The sequence below is a fragment of the uncultured Metabacillus sp. genome (assembly GCF_947503125.1).
Lineage (GTDB): Bacteria > Bacillota > Bacilli > Bacillales > Bacillaceae > Metabacillus.
Genome location: NZ_CANNCR010000014.1, coordinates 30574 through 46042, shown reverse-complemented (window position 1 = coordinate 46042; position 15469 = coordinate 30574). Strand labels below are relative to the sequence as shown.

The window sequence follows — 15469 nt, the reverse complement described above, 5'->3', positions numbered from 1 at the left end:
TCGCCCGAGTCACCCCGAAACATTTATTTATACTTCTCGAGGGCTTTATTTACTGTTTCTGTCGCTTTATCAAGGTTTTCTTGTGCAGTTCCATTTCCTCTTACTGTTTTTTCTCTTGCATCGACAATTTCATTCCACAATAATTGACCTTCAGGGATTACCGGTCTACTATGTGAATTCGGTAAGATATCAATAAACGGCTTTAATTTTTCATTCTCTCCACGGCCTAATTTCTCATTAACTGCCGGGATAACAGAAAGGTCACCAGGAAGTTCAGAGAAGTATACCTCTTGTCCTTCTTCCGTACCAAAGAACTTAACGAATTCCCAAGCTGCTTCCTCATTTTTTGCACCTTTCGGTATAACAACCGCATGTCCGCCAGACCAAGTTGTAAAGTCAGTTCCAGTTGGTGTTGGGATTGGAGTTACACCATAATTTAAGTCAGGCTTGTATTTTTCAATCGCCGAAATCGTCCAGTTTCCATCAACTTTCATACTGATTTGTCCTGAAATGAATGGATCCATTGCTCCAGAACCTGCAGAACTTTCAAACCCTGCAATATCCTCTACACCAAATTTTTGAGCTACCTTCGCCATCCATGTTAATGCTTCAACTACCTTCGGATCGTTTGCAGTTACTTCACCAGTTTCTTCATTATAGAAATCTCCACCAAAGCTCCATCCCCAACCATATAGCCAGCCTTGACCATACCATGGGATAAAACCAATTTGTTTAAAGCGCTTGCCTTCTTTTTTCGTTAACTTTTCTGCAGCTGCTTCCAATTCTTCAATAGTTTTAGGAGGATTTTCTGGATCTAAGCCAGCTTCCTTAAAGTGATCTTTATTATAGTAAAGCATACGTGAATCTGTTGTATATGGCAGACCATATAATCGATCCTTGTAATTTGCTTCCTTCCAAGCATATGGATAATAAAGGTCCTCCGTTATACCGTCAGCTTCAGCCATATCTGTAAGATCAGTCAAAGCTTCTTGTGCAGCCCATGAACCAATTTTAAATCTGTCAAAAAGCGCAACATCAGGCGGGTTTCCACCAGCAACAGCAGTTAACAGCTTTTGGTCTGCTCCTTCACTAGCCTCGGTATAGACCATTTTTACTTTAATATCAGGATGTTTTTCTTCAAATGCTGCTACCATTTTCTTCAGTGCTTGTAAACCAATGTCAGTGGCTCCATGCCAGAAAGTGATTTGTGTCTGTCCTTTTCCATCTCCGCCTCCGTCTGAAGAACCTGATTCCTTTGAAGAACAAGCAGACAATACGATACTTAATATGAGAAAAATCGCTAATGTGAAAATACCAACCTTTTTACCCCTACATTTCATAAGACCTTACCTCCCCTTAGTTTGAAAATTTTTTATCACTTTCTAAATAAATAACTGATAGCCATCCCCCTTATTTAAAAACTTTATATATGTAAATCAAACCTGTTAAGGTATGATTTTACCCCTTTGTATGAATACGCTTACAACAAGTTGTAAAATATTTTCGCACCATGATTGTGCTCGAGATGTAATCTGTTTTAAAATGTTATGAAAGATTTAGTGCCTAATCATGTATATTTTCATATCAATTATTCATATAAAATCTACAAATATATCAAATGTTATAACAACTTTATATTTACAAGATTAGTATATCAATGTGAAATAAAACATGTCAATAATATTTTTCTAATTTTTTAAAATATTTTAGGGTTACAAATTATATGTATAATTATAATATAACAAATATATGTATATTTCTCTCCAAAATAGTATCCTGTTCATTTGGTAGTAGATGACAAAATAAAAAAGGGACTGTCCCTCTCCAAACATACACAAATATAGAAACCTGAACTTCATTTTTTTCTATATATTGTGTTTTTTAGGGGGATTGACCCTTTGTTTTATTTGGCCCATTTAAACTTGCTTAGTTTTTATTACTCTCTTTTGCGTAGATCTGCCATGTATGAGCTTAAATCCTACCTCTGAGTGAATAGGCGGTGTATCATTTTCACGAATATGTTTAATTAATATATCAACTGCAAGGCAACCCATTTTTTCTTCGTCTTGCCATATATGTGTGAAAAATGGTTTGTCGATAATATCGGTTGGAGAATCAAAGCATGCGATAGAATAATCTTCAGGTACCTTCTTACCTAATGAAACCAGCACTTCATAGAGTAAAACAGCGACTAAATATTCACTTGTTATAAATGCCGTGACTTCAGGGTTATTCTCAATTAAACGACGAATCTCACTTCTATCTTTTTCATCAACTTTCAGCTTTTCAAATTTTAAATTTGAATGGTGGTGTTTGGTACTCTCAATATTCAACAAGACCGTATCTGGTTTTATTCTTACACCCTTTTCAGCCATTGCGACATGGAAACCCATCAGTCTATCTTCCAGGGAGGATGTTCCATCTGTTGAAGGTGATAGATAGCCAATATGCTCATGCCCGAGTTCTAGCATATAATTTGTTAATTCAATAGAAGCCATTTTATTATTAATGCAAACTGAGCTTGATGGTATGCCTGTTAAATATCGATCTACTAAAACTAGCGGATAATTATCGATTACAAGTCTTAATAAGGCATTGTTATAATGCTTTCCCGGAGAAGGACAAAAGATTAATCCTTTAACACCAAGCCTTACTAATGAACTGATCGCTTCTTCTTCCAGTTCTGATTTTCCTAATGTTTGCTTCATGACTATCAATAGATTTTGTTTTGAGCAATATTTCTCAATTGAATCAAGTAATATTGAGCCGTAATCATTGCCAAATCCCGGAAGAATAAAACCGACTAAATCCTGTTTGGAACTTGAATCAGCTAGTAATAAATGATTCTCTTTTTCTACTGTTGATTGAATAATAGCTTGGTTCATTTCGGAAACGAAGGACCCTTTTCCTCGGTAACGCTCGATAATATTCCTCTGCGCTAACATATCTAATGCTTTTTTTGTTGTAATTCGGCTTACATTGAACTTTTCAGCTAGTTCATTTTCCGAGGGGATTTTGTCACCGGTTTTTAATGTTCCATTTTTAATTTCTTCTAAAATATCAAGGTATATTTTCTTATATAATTGGCTCATTTTAGCTCCTTACAAAGTTTAAATTGTTATATTTAATATAACAACTAAACCGTGCTTTGACAACTATTCAAATTTAAAATATTTGATGACAATAACTGCAGACATCTATTGGAGCTTGCTTTTCTCAAAGTTATGCTGAAATCGGAAAAATAATAATGGCCATACTAGTTCCAGCTTAACAAAAAACAATCCTATTCAATGAATTGTTTCACATTCTCTGCAAATGATTTAGAGGTTGTCGATTTCCCTACAACTAAAGTGTAATTGATCACAGTATGCTTAGGGATTTTTTCTCCCTTTAGTTGCTTCATTAACATATGAACCGCTATCTCCCCCATTTCTTCCTCGTGTTGACGGATATGGGTAAAGGCCGGTTCCTCTAAGCGATTTTCAGGACAATCAAAGCAGACAATGGAATAATCCTCAGGAATTTTTTTTCCTTGCTTTTCTAATACATACTTAAGTGTTACTGCCAATGAATATTCACTGACAATAAAGGCCGTAACGGAAGAATGTTTTTCTATGAAATGTTTAATGGCTAGAAAATCTATTTCTAGTTTGGAGTTCCCCTGTCCATCTTCAATGTGTTGCGGCAAGGAACTAATCAAATCAAGCAATAGAAAGTTCGGATTTAATTTTAACCCGCGCTTCGTGTAAGCAATATGAAAGCCTTGGAGTCTTTCTTCAATCGTAGATGTTCCACTTGGAGATGGTGACAAAAAGGCGATATTCGTATGACCCAGAGTGAAAAGATAATTTGTTAATTCTTCACATGCTGCCTGATTATTAGTACAAACTGAACTAGCTGGAATTCCATTTAAATATCGATCAACTAATACTAGTGGAAAATCCATTAAGACCAACCTTAATAATTCTGTATTATAATGTTCTCCGTGAACAGGAAAGATGATCATTCCGTCTACACACAATTTTACAAGGTCTTTGATGGCATTCTCCTCTTCTTTTATATGTCCTCGTGTCCGGCGGATAATCAAGCTGCAATTATTTTGCAGGCAAACTTTTTCAATTGTTTTAACAAGATTTAATCCAAAGGCATCATCGAAATCCGGGATCATTAAAGCGATTAGTTTACTCGTTCTTTTGTTTTCATGCCTTTCTTCTTCTGTTAAAGGTAATTCCCTTAATACACTCTCCTGTTTAGCAACAAATGAGCCTTTTCCTCTAATCCGTTCAATGATGTTGTTTTGTGCAAGTAAATCTAACGCTTTTTTTGAGGTGATTCTGCTTACTTGAAATTCATCAGCTAAGTCTTTTTCTGAAGGTACACGGTCACCTTGCCTTAAAAGTCCTTGCTTTATTTGTTTTATGATGTGTTCGTATATTTTTTCATATAAAGGAGTATTCATCTTTAGGTTCACCTTTTTCTGATTGTTATATATATTATATAAAATATAACATCCTAAAACAGACAGAACAAGTAATTAGCTTTACGTAACCAGTCAAATGTCCTACTTCATCAGCAAAGGAAAGTTATCGATGGCTTCTTGTATAATTTAACTAAATCTAAGCATTCTAATATTTGTTTAGGAGGTGAAAATGTTGTCTAAGCAAAATAATGATCAAAATATGCCACAAATGGGTTCAATGAAGAAAGAAAAAGGGTCGGGATCAGAGTATCATATAAAGCATGCTGATCATCTTGAGGGCTATGGTGAGCCATATAATAATGCTGAAGGTCCAAGTAGTACGACAACAAAGAGCCATAGCCAATAATGTTGTTAAGAGTGAATTCTATTGTTGTTCACTCTTTTTTATTTCGGGTAACTCAGGAGCCATCCCTCCTTTTTTAAATGGGGGAATTTAAATTCCCCGCTGCTCGCAATACTTATCAATGAGCTGTTCTATTTGATCCAACTCCGGATACTCTCCAGAAAATGTGAATTTTATTTCCTCAATATACTTTCCTTGATTTAATACATGAATTGCACCGTTTTGATTAATCACACTATATTCGGGTTCAAATCGGTAGCCATTTCTTTCAACAGCGCCCATTTTTTTCTCAGCTCCTTGTCAGGCTAATTGTTTACCTCCTTACTATTTCTTAAAAGCCGTTAAAAAAACCGCATCCCCGACAAAAAAGGAGATGCAGTTTTTTATCTCATATTAACGGGGAGTATATCTCCCACTGATGGAAGTCTCACTTTTATTCGTCTTCCTCTTCTGCTCTATTTGTTTGCGTCGGGAGAGTATCCCAGAAGCTTGTATCAGCCGTTTCAATTGAGCCGTCTGCAATTGCTTTTACAGCTGTCTCTAAAGTCGTAATCGTTTGTTTAATTAAATAACCATTGCTTTTTTGACCAAGTGCATAGGACTCAATATAATGATCTGACATTCCGCGCATCTCAAAAAGTAATGTTGAGATATCATATCGTATTGCTGCTCCATTACGACCGATATTGGCGCCATTCCCTCCGTTGTATTTTCCAATATGGCCCCAGCCTGTAACTTCAATGGCGTTGTATACTATTGCCCCCAGCTTTTTAGAGCCTTCTAATACTTCTGGTTTCACCTGCGAATTTGTTGGATAGAGGATTGAGCCTGATACGAGCTCGCCGTCTGTTTCACTGCGTGTTCCTTGATGATGTAAATCAATCATATAATCAATATCATACTTCGCAAACACATTTTCATGAAGTGCTCTTGCTTCTGCCTCCATTTCGCTGACAGGTTTATCATGTTCACGATTTAAATCAACTTCATTTGCATTATATCGAGTTAAGTGACGGTCACCGTCAGCTAAATAGTTATCAAGTGAGAAGTTAACATCACCCATTGCACCATCAGCATTTAGCATTGGGATTACGAGCACATTTACATGATCCAGGACATCTTTAAGTTTGTTCGTGCCTAAGTGTTTAATAAATTCAAGCGCCCCTTCAGTCGTTAGCTGCTCGTTGCCATGTTGCTGGGTTAAAAATAAAACCGTTGGATTGTCAGGGTTTGATAAGTATTTGGACATGTAAATATCACGGCCTTTAACCGTTTTACCGATGACTTCAAGCTCCATCGCAGATTGCTTAGAATCCTGTGTTTTCAAATAATCAACCATGCTTTCATATGTATGTAAATTCGATGTTTGAATGGAACCATTCCCCGTGTTTGGCCCATTGCCTACTGCGTTTGCTGGAATTGAAACAGCTGTAACTCCCCCTATTGCCATTAAACTAGATAATGAAATAGACAAAACTTTCTTTTTCATACTCACTTACAATTCCTCCCCTTCGCTACAACTTAGTTACTATTCTATCTTACTGGTTCACGTTGATAGAAGTAATAGAGTAGGCTACCTATTGTTTAGACATATTTCGATATCCGAAATATGTGAAGGTAGGATTGTTTTTTTACATAAATTGTAAGTTTATAGGAAATAGTGATTACGGATGATTCATAAAGACTATGTTATACTTAACTGTTGATATCTGTTCCAGGTGTTCGCTTTTCGCGAGTGGTCTGGGAGCCTCCTTGGTGCCTGGTGCATGTAGGGCCTCCCTTGACACGTTTTTCTAAAAGCCTTCTCACATATTCGTTCCAATCAACTTATGAGTTATAATAAACTCTACTAAAATAATCATTTTATTTATTATTTGAATCGATTCGTTTCCATTACTACTTAAAAATTTTCCAAGTTATTAAAGTGATCTAATCTAACAAAGAATTCATTGAGAAAATCATAAAATAATTTCTCTGTTGGCAGCAATGAACGGTGGATTGGTGTGATGACACCAACAGTTCGGGTAACATTTGGCTCAGTTAAAGGGATTTTCACGGTTGATCTTGGAATGGCTTCTACCAATGTGACCTCAGGCATAAGTGCTACCCCAAGTCCGGCTGAAACCAATCCCTTTAACGCATCGATATCATCACCTTCAAAGGCTACATGCGGAGAAAATCCTAGTTCATTGCAGGCATTGACAACGATATCACGAAACACAAATCCTTCCGGCAAAAGCACAAAGGGATCATCTTTAAGTTCCCTAAGCTTTATAGAGGATCGTTTTGCTAGTGGATGATGAATTGGCAGAAGTGCAACAATATGTTCTGTAAAGAGTATTTTCCTATCTATTTTTTTTTCTTCCATTGGCAGCGGACCTATTAATGCAAGATTAAAGTCACCTTTTATAACCCCATCAATAATTTCACGATAGAGAGCTTGTTTTAGTTGAAATTTTGCATCCGGATAACGCATCCGAAAAGCATAAATGACAGTTGGCATTGTATGCGCAGCCAAACTAATCGGATAAGCAATGCGAATTGTTCCCTTTTCAGGATCAAGATACTCTTCTACCTCTCTTCTCGCATCATCAATGACATTCATTGCATGTTGCATCCGCTCTAAAAAGATCTTTCCAATCGGGGTTAATTTTACCCTGCGTCCTTCCCGGATAAACAAATCTACCCCCAATTCACTCTCTAAATTAAATATTTGTCTGCTCACTGAGGACTGTGCAACATGTAGGGCATCTGCCGCATCTGTTACATGTTCACGCATCGCCACTTCCATAAAATACCGTATTTGTCTAATTTCCATCTTGCTACCCCTTTTCGATTCATGCAAAAAACGCATTAACTTTATCGATTCTTAATATTGATTCGATCATTTATTAAATTATAAAATACAACATAACAATAAATCTAACAAAAACGGATGACTTTCCTCGTTTTATGTTTTTTGAGACTGACACATAGGAGAATGATAACATGAAAACAATTGAACATGCAGAAAAAACATTTGTAAACAATGTCCAAAATTATGTGAGTCAAGTATATGAAAAAGTAAAAAAGCGAAATCCAAATGAACCTGAGTTTCTTCAAGCAGTTAAGGAAGTATTTGATTCGTTAGTTCCTGTCCTTGCTAAAAATCCTCAATATATTAAGCAAGCGATATTGGAAAGAATTGTAGAACCAGAAAGACTAATTTCTTTCCGTGTGCCATGGGTTGATGATCAAGGAAATGTACAAGTGAACCGCGGTTATCGCGTTCAATTTAATAGTGCAATCGGACCATATAAGGGCGGTCTTAGATTTCATCCATCCGTTAATACAAGTATCATTAAATTTTTAGGTTTTGAGCAAATTTTCAAAAACTCTTTAACCGGTCAACCAATCGGCGGTGGAAAAGGTGGTTCTGACTTCGATCCTAAAGGAAAATCAGATGCAGAAATCATGCGTTTTACGCAAAGTTTTATGTCTGAGCTAAGCAAATATATTGGACCTTATATCGATGTTCCAGCGGGTGACATTGGTGTAGGAGCAAGAGAAATTGGCTATATGTTTGGACAATATAAAAAAATGCGTAACGGATTTGAAGCAGGCGTTTTAACAGGTAAAGGCATAGGTTATGGAGGAAGTTTAGCACGTAAGGAAGCAACTGGATACGGTACCGTTTATTTTGTTGAAGAAATGCTGGCTGATAAAGGATTAAGCTTTAAAGATCGTACAGTGGTTGTATCAGGTTCTGGAAATGTGTCGATCTATGCTATTGAAAAAGCCATTCAATTAGGTGCTAAAGTTGTTGCATGCAGTGATTCGAACGGTTATGTTTACGACAAAGACGGCATTAACCTTTCAACTGTAAAACGTCTAAAAGAAGTAGAGAACAAAAGAATAAGTGAATATGTAAAAGAGCATCCTGGAGCAGTTTACATGGAAGGGTTTACTGGAATTTGGTCGATACCATGTGATATCGCTTTACCTTGTGCGACTCAAAATGAAATTGACAAGGAGTCAGCAGAACGTTTAGTTTCAAACGGTGTCATCGCTATTGGTGAAGGGGCAAATATGCCGTCAACTCTTGAAGCGGTTGAAATATTCTTAAACAATCATGTGCTTTTTGCTCCTGCTAAAGCAGCGAATGCAGGCGGAGTATCTGTTTCTGCATTAGAAATGGCGCAAAATAGTGCAAGACTTGCTTGGACATTTGAAGAAGTTGATGCAAAACTACATGAAATCATGAAAAACATCTATCGTGAAAGCATGAAAGCAGCTGAAGAATATGGTGCACAAGGCAACCTCGTTGTCGGTGCAAATATTGCCGGCTTTGTAAAAGTAGCAGACGCAATGGTTGCTCAAGGGGTTATCTAATAGTAATAGTAGGTAGAATGAAACAAATAAAACCATACTAAATCTAGTCTCTCTAGCATAACTAGTTTAGTATGGTTATACTCTTTTCCTTCTTAATTTAATAATTAATCCTCATATTCTTTCACAAATTCTTTAGTGCTTCTTACAGTATCGATCGGGCGAACTAAGCGTTCAATTTGATCGCGTTTTTCTTCTAAAAATGGAGGCAATGATAGTTTTTCTCCAAGTGTTTCATAAGGCTCGTCTCCCATAAATCCTGGGCCGTCTGTTGCAAATTCGAATAGAATTTGCGGAGCGACTCTCGCATATAAGGATTCAAAAAAGTGTCGATTTACATAGCCGGATGTATTAAAACCGAAGCTTTCCATACGTTTGATCCATTCCTCTAACACTTTACGGTCTTCCACTCGAAAGGCTACATGGTGGACTGTACCAAAGCCTTGTTGGGCTAGTGGAAGAACCGGGTTGTTTTCGACGATGACCTGTGCCCCGTTTCCACCTTCCCCTACTTCAAATAAATGGAATGATCCTTCTTGGGCCATTTCGTTAAATTGAAGCACCTTTTCCATCATTTCTTTGAAATAGTCAAAGTTTGCGATACGAATAAAAATCGGACCTAATCCTGTAATGGCATATTCTAGCGGAATCGGCCCTTTTTGCCATGGCGTACCTGCCGCAACACCTTGATTGTTTTCATCTGAAATCAATTGATATTGCTGATCATCGAAATCCACAAAAGAAAGAGTCATTTTACCAAATTGTTCTTTTATACCAGTATGCTTCACTTTTAAACGATCAAACCGCTTTTTCCAATACTCTATTGCTACGTCATTTGGCACACGAAATGAGGTTTTGAAAATTTCATTTGTCCCGTGTACACCTTTAGGGATACCAGGGAAGTCGAAGAACGTCATATCTGTACCTGCACTGCCTTTGTCATCAGCAAAAAATAAATGATATGTTTGAATATCATCTTGATTGACTGTCTTTTTAACTAAACGCATTCCTAATACATAGGTAAAAAATTCATAGTTTTTTTCTGCGCTGCTTGTAATTGCTGTTACGTGATGGATTCCTTTTAATCCGTTCATGTGAATTCCTCCAATAAAATATATCAAGGTTCTTTAGTATTTTACTTTTAATTAAAATATCTTTAATTCAAAATAAATTTATCATAGTTATGATTATCTGTCAACAATATGCTTCTTATGATTCGAATGCAACTTGATTTATATGTATGTAGCATTGTTTTAACTTTTGCAAAATTTGGCATACTATATAGTACGAATGCCATTAGTAAGATGGCTAACTATTTTGCAGAGGTGATATCAATATGACATTACAGCGTACGTTTATTATGGTAAAACCTGATGGTGTCAAGCGCGGTTTAATTGGAGAGATTGTTAAACGCTTTGAACAGAAGGGATTCACTTTATTAAACGCCGAACTAATGAAGATCGATCGTGCAAAAGCAGAAGAGCATTACATGGAGCATCAAGAAAAGCCGTTTTTTGGAGAACTGGTTGATTTTATTACATCAGGCCCAGTTTTTTCCATGGTTTGGGAAGGGGAAAATATTATTGAAGTATCCCGAATGATGATAGGCAAAACAAGTCCTTCAGAAGCAGTTCCCGGCACAATTCGCGGTGATTTCGCAAATACAAAAGCGGAAAATGTTGTCCATGGATCTGATTCACTCTTAAGTGCTGAAAGAGAAATCGCTAACTTCTTTGACCTGCTGGATGTCCGTTCAGATGACAATCATTATGGCGAGCGAAAATCTGGTTAATCAAGTCTAACAGTAAAACTAAGTCTTTTGTTGTTCCACAACGAAGGACTATTTTTATTATCCTTCATAGACATAAGTAACTTTTTTTGATTCATACTAATAACAGGTGATGAAAATGCCATGTCGATCAAATAAAGAATTAAATACGATGGTCATAAGTGCAAAAGAATGCACTGCAAAAGGGAAAGTTGCAGACTACATTCCTGCTCTTGGGAAGGCAAATCCTCATGATTTATCAATTGCGATTCACTTTCCTGATGGTGAATGTATATCTGCTGGTGATGTTCAAAAAAAGTTTACTCTTCAAAGTGTTTCTAAAGTCATTAGCCTGGCGCTCGTTTTAATGGATAGAGGCCGGGGGTATGTTTTTGAACGTGTAGGAATGGAACCAACAGGAGATCCATTCAATTCAATTGCAAAATTAGAAACGATGGCACCAGGAAAGCCATTGAATCCAATGATCAATGCTGGTGCACTTGTTGTGACCCATATGATCAAAGGGACATCTGTTGCAGATAGATTTCACCGGCTTTTATCTTTTATTCACGAGTTGGCAAATGATAAAACGATTAATTTGTGTGAGGAAGTAGCCAGTTCTGAATTTGAGACAGCTTATTTGAATCGGGCTTTATGCTTTTTTTTAAAACAGCATCAGATCATTGATGAAAATGTTGAGGAGCTGATCGATTTATACACAAAACAATGCTCGATTGAAATGAATTGCTTAAATTTAGCTCGTATTGGTTTGGTGTTTGCAATGGATGGACGTGACCCTCAGAGCGGCAGACAAATCATCCCAATTGATGTAGCACGAATTTGCAAAACTTTTATGGTGACATGTGGAATGTATAATGCTTCAGGAGAATTTGCGATAAAGATCGGAATACCTGCAAAAAGCGGTGTTTCAGGCGGAATTATGGGGTCTGTTCCAGGGAAATTTGGCATAGGAATATTTGGACCTGCTCTAGATGAAAAAGGAAACAGCATTGCAGGGATAAGATTATTAGAATTGTTGTCTAAAACATATAAGTTGAGTATGTTTTAACGATCTGCTGTATAAGTTGTTATTTCAAACATTCTTGTCTATGATATGAATTGGTACAGAGCAACCTGTGAATGACCGGTTGCTTCTTGATATAAAAAAAGCCCCTTTAAGGGCCAATATTTCTTTTTTGCTATGTTTTTTCTTCAGCTATTTCATCGCAGGGCGTTCTTTAGCTTTGTCAGATTCCCCGGCGTTTTTCCGTGCAGCCTCTTTGTTTTGGGCCATTTCTTCTACCGATTTTACCTTAAGGCGGGCTGCACCATGATAATCTTTTGTTGGGAGTAGGGTCCCTGTTGATAGTCTTTCTTTTGCTTCAGCAATTGCTTGCTTATATTGAGGAAGCCATTGTTCTTGTGTAACTAACATTTCATCAGTCATTTGCCAAATTTCCTTTGGATTGCAAACAGCACCAACGAGCGGATCCATCATCATTGCTTGACGAAGAAGAACATCGTCTCCATTTACTGCTGCCTCAACGGCAAGTCGCTGTACGGAAATGCTAACATTACAGACAGCTGCACATCCTAGTGGTAACTCACCTACATGCGGCATATTGATCCCATTTCGATCCACATATCCAGGTGCTTCGATAATCGCGTCAATCGGAAGATTTGAAATAACGCCATTATTAACAACATTAAAATGGCCTCTGTATACACGTCCGGTTTCTAATGCTTCAACTATATAAGAGCCATGCTCTTCCCCGCGATTTTCTTGCTTGTATTCCATCGCTGGTTCTTTTAACCAATTTGGAAAGTCTGTTTGAAACCAGTTCCTTCCCTCTGTACAGACTCGTAAATAACCGCCTGTTTCCCCATTGATCCAGCTTCCAAGATCAATCCAATCATTTATTTCTTCTGGACGCTTACGGTACCATGGTACATATTCACTTAAGTGCCCGTTTGATTCTGTACTATAGTAGCCAAACCTTCTTAGCATATCAATTCTTACCTTTTCAGTTTTCGAAAATTCAGGATGGTTTTCAAATGCCTCTAACATTTTCCCGGTAAGATCTTCGCCGTTATGCTTCACGCTAATGTACCAGGTCTGATGATTAATTCCTGCACAAATTATGTCAACCTCTTCCTTTTTTAAACCAAATGCATTCGCAATTTGTCTATGTCCGCCTTGCACGCCATGACATAAGCCTATTGTTCTTACACCGCCATATTTATTACATGCCCATGTCAACATGGCCATCGGATTTGCATAATTCAACAACAAACAATCAGGTTCTGCTACTTCCCGGATATCTTTACAAATCGAGAGCATTTCAGGAATTCCGCGTTGTCCGTACATAATCCCTCCTGCACAAAGTGTATCTCCTACACATTGATCAACGCCGTATTTGAGTGGAATATCAATATCATGCTGAAAAGCTTCAAGTCCACCTATACGGACAACAGAAAAAATATATCTTGCATCTCTTAACGCTTCTCTTCGATTTAATGTAGAATAAATGTTAATATCTAGTCCATTTTCATCGATATCTCGTTGACATAGCTGTGTAACCATCTCTAAATTTTGAGCATTAATATCTGTAAACGCGACGTCTATGTGTTGAAATTCTGGTACAGAAAGCAGATCCCGTAAAAGTCCTCTTGTAAAACCAATACTACCTGCCCCAATAAATGCGATTTTAAATGACATTTTATTCAACTCTCCTTTTTTTATGTCATTGTAACACCTTCAGGTAGTAAACGTTTTCAATTTAATAACTTATTTAATGAAAGGTATGTATAAAATCCTAACTTTTAAATGAATCAACTTCTAAATTTCGCAATATTTTGTTCGAAAGCTCTTCTGTATTCAAGGGGTGTTTGAGTTGTATGCTTTTTGAAAAGAGCACTAAAATATTGACGACTGTTAATGCCTATATAAAAACAAATTTCAGTAACTGGTATCTCTGTATCTGCCAAAAGCATTTTTGCTTTTTCCATTCGAAGGGAGGTTAAGTATTCCATAATGGTAGAGCCGGTTTGTTGTTTGAAAATTCGATGAAGGTATCCTGGATGAAGATTTACAGCTTGACCAACATCTTTTACTTGAATATCACAGTCGTAGTTGTGATGGAGATATTTGATCGTTTTATTTACGTATACATTTGCTTGGTAATGTGTATGCGTTTCTTTCATTTCTTCAGCAGTAATTCTTGCTAATTGCATGAAAAGTTGAGCCAAATGAAGCTGGATCATGATGTCTTTATCTGATTCCTTTTTGTCTAATTCTAAAACTAAATTTTTTAATGTATGATAAATTTCATTTGTATCCTTCAACACAATATACGGACGATTCAGTGATAAAAAAGTAGCGAATTTTTTGTTTTGGTTAGCTAAATCTTTAATTGATGGAAAACAACCTGTCTTCTTTATAAACGAAAATTCGATGTTCAGCATGCGACAGGGAGATTGTTGGTCAACTATTAACCGATGAGGAATATTGGAATCTAGTAAAATAAAGTCACCTTTTTTCATTGCGACTGACTTTTTTTCAGCAACAACTGTACATGTCCCATCAATTACATACATGATTTCTACCTCTTTATGAGTATGAAAGGCCATATCATGCTTTTCCCACGTTTTAAAATAATATGCAAAAACCTTAGGATGATAATCATTCAATACTAAATCACGTTGGTATAAACTCATAGTGTGCATAGCATCCTCCAAAAAAATTGCTTTTAAGTAGATAAGTAGATTGGAATAATTATAAATTTTTAAATTTGCTGGTACAAGATGAAGAACAGCTTATATTTACTTGGACGGTCCGATTTAAGAGTGCTCGAAACCAGTTTCCACTCCTCAAAAAAGTGTGGCCATAGATTTGGACGGTGTCTGACAGCTAAGTACCCTTTTTTCATCTATATAGATGATTTTACATAAAAAAATAGCAATCCATATGCTATGAATTGCTAAAAAAATTGCTTAGAACGTTAAAACTCAGGCAGCTGATCCAAATTATTTTCGCGAATTCCATCTGGCTCACTTCGCAAGATATCCCGACCATATTTATGAAAGACATCGACATGAGCAAGTTTTCCTGCTTTCGCTTCTTCTAAAGCTTCTAAATAATCTAGCTCTCTTCCTGATTCTGTTTGAAAAGCAATTAAATCGCCATCATCGTTTTTTCTGACAGCAACGATTTTTTCTTGGTTTGGTCTACTACTGTTTTCGTTTTCTTCCATCACTTCATTTGCATCTGTTTGATTTCGATACTGATTATAAGCCTGCTCGAAACGATCCAAAGATATCACCTCATTATTTGTATTTCCTCAAACAGTTCGTATTATTCTTAATAGAAAAATAAAAAGCTTTAAAAACTACCTGTTTGATTTCCGTTATATGCGCTCGCTTTCCACTTGTGGTCCAGGTCTCTCCTCAGCGCTTTTGTCTGCTTAGCTCCCTCTTGTCCCATTGCCAACCTCAGGAGGCTCGGATATCC

Annotated in this window: 14 protein-coding genes; 4 read left to right on the top strand and 10 right to left on the bottom strand. The window is 36.8% G+C overall.

Translation table 11 applies throughout. From position 1 onward, the window contains the following. Positions 1-23: 23 nt before the first annotated feature. The 3 genes from Q1B07_RS11855 to Q1B07_RS11845 all read right to left on the bottom strand — a co-directional run bounded on the left by Q1B07_RS11855 (position 24) and on the right by Q1B07_RS11845 (position 4459). Entirely contained in the window at positions 24-1340 is a 1317-nt protein-coding gene (locus Q1B07_RS11855; RefSeq protein ID WP_299089954.1) for an ABC transporter substrate-binding protein, read from the bottom strand. A gap of 576 nt (positions 1341-1916) precedes the next feature. After that, positions 1917-3092: a GntR family transcriptional regulator gene (locus tag Q1B07_RS11850; protein ID WP_299089956.1), complete on the bottom strand. Its 1176-nt coding sequence runs from the start codon at positions 3090-3092 to the stop codon at positions 1917-1919. A gap of 191 nt (positions 3093-3283) precedes the next feature. Next, positions 3284-4459, bottom strand: a complete 1176-nt coding sequence (locus Q1B07_RS11845) for a GntR family transcriptional regulator (protein ID WP_299089959.1) — start codon at positions 4457-4459, stop codon at positions 3284-3286. Positions 4460-4649: 190 nt separating this feature from the next. On the opposite strand from Q1B07_RS11845, the gene Q1B07_RS11840 reads away from it, so the two are divergent. Continuing rightward, positions 4650-4826 (top strand): hypothetical protein, encoded by a 177-nt coding sequence (locus Q1B07_RS11840; RefSeq protein ID WP_299832812.1) that lies wholly within the window; start codon positions 4650-4652, stop codon positions 4824-4826. A gap of 87 nt (positions 4827-4913) precedes the next feature. On the opposite strand, the gene Q1B07_RS11835 is transcribed toward Q1B07_RS11840, so the two are convergent. The 3 genes from Q1B07_RS11835 to Q1B07_RS11825 form a co-directional block, all read right to left on the bottom strand. Then, the gene (locus Q1B07_RS11835; protein WP_299089965.1) at positions 4914-5105 is read right to left on the bottom strand and encodes a YbxH family protein; all 192 of its coding nucleotides are present in this window, start codon (positions 5103-5105) and stop codon (positions 4914-4916) included. Between the two features lie 151 nt (positions 5106-5256). Further along, positions 5257-6312, bottom strand: a complete 1056-nt coding sequence (locus tag Q1B07_RS11830) for a M14 family zinc carboxypeptidase (RefSeq protein WP_299090048.1) — start codon at positions 6310-6312, stop codon at positions 5257-5259. A 411-nt stretch (positions 6313-6723) separates the two neighbouring features. Next, complete coding sequence (locus tag Q1B07_RS11825) at positions 6724-7641, bottom strand: LysR family transcriptional regulator (protein ID WP_299089967.1); 918 nt, start codon at positions 7639-7641, stop codon at positions 6724-6726. 170 nt (positions 7642-7811) lie between these two features. On the opposite strand from Q1B07_RS11825, the gene gdhA reads away from it, so the two are divergent. Further along, positions 7812-9194, top strand: a complete 1383-nt coding sequence (gene gdhA, locus Q1B07_RS11820) for an NADP-specific glutamate dehydrogenase (protein WP_299089969.1) — start codon at positions 7812-7814, stop codon at positions 9192-9194. Positions 9195-9298: 104 nt separating this feature from the next. Here the strand turns inward: gdhA and Q1B07_RS11815 are convergent, their stop codons facing one another. Beyond that, positions 9299-10285: a ring-cleaving dioxygenase gene (locus Q1B07_RS11815; RefSeq protein WP_299089971.1), complete on the bottom strand. Its 987-nt coding sequence runs from the start codon at positions 10283-10285 to the stop codon at positions 9299-9301. A gap of 242 nt (positions 10286-10527) precedes the next feature. Here Q1B07_RS11815 and ndk point away from each other — a divergent pair, with 242 nt between their 5' ends. Together ndk and glsA are read left to right on the top strand one after the other, a co-directional pair. After that, positions 10528-10983, top strand: coding sequence for a nucleoside-diphosphate kinase (gene ndk / locus Q1B07_RS11810; protein WP_299089973.1), 456 nt, complete (start codon positions 10528-10530; stop codon positions 10981-10983). A gap of 115 nt (positions 10984-11098) precedes the next feature. After that, entirely contained in the window at positions 11099-12028 is a 930-nt protein-coding gene (glsA, locus tag Q1B07_RS11805; protein WP_299089975.1) for a glutaminase A, read from the top strand. Between the two features lie 147 nt (positions 12029-12175). Here glsA and Q1B07_RS11800 read toward each other — a convergent pair whose 3' ends face one another. The 3 genes from Q1B07_RS11800 to Q1B07_RS11790 all read right to left on the bottom strand — a co-directional run bounded on the left by Q1B07_RS11800 (position 12176) and on the right by Q1B07_RS11790 (position 15212). Then, positions 12176-13678 (bottom strand): alpha-glucosidase/alpha-galactosidase, encoded by a 1503-nt coding sequence (locus Q1B07_RS11800; RefSeq protein ID WP_299089978.1) that lies wholly within the window; start codon positions 13676-13678, stop codon positions 12176-12178. Positions 13679-13791: 113 nt separating this feature from the next. Further along, positions 13792-14676: an AraC family transcriptional regulator gene (locus Q1B07_RS11795; protein ID WP_299089981.1), complete on the bottom strand. Its 885-nt coding sequence runs from the start codon at positions 14674-14676 to the stop codon at positions 13792-13794. Between the two features lie 284 nt (positions 14677-14960). Beyond that, positions 14961-15212, bottom strand: coding sequence for a DUF3892 domain-containing protein (locus tag Q1B07_RS11790; RefSeq protein WP_299090051.1), 252 nt, complete (start codon positions 15210-15212; stop codon positions 14961-14963). Between the last annotated feature and the right edge of the window lie 257 nt (positions 15213-15469).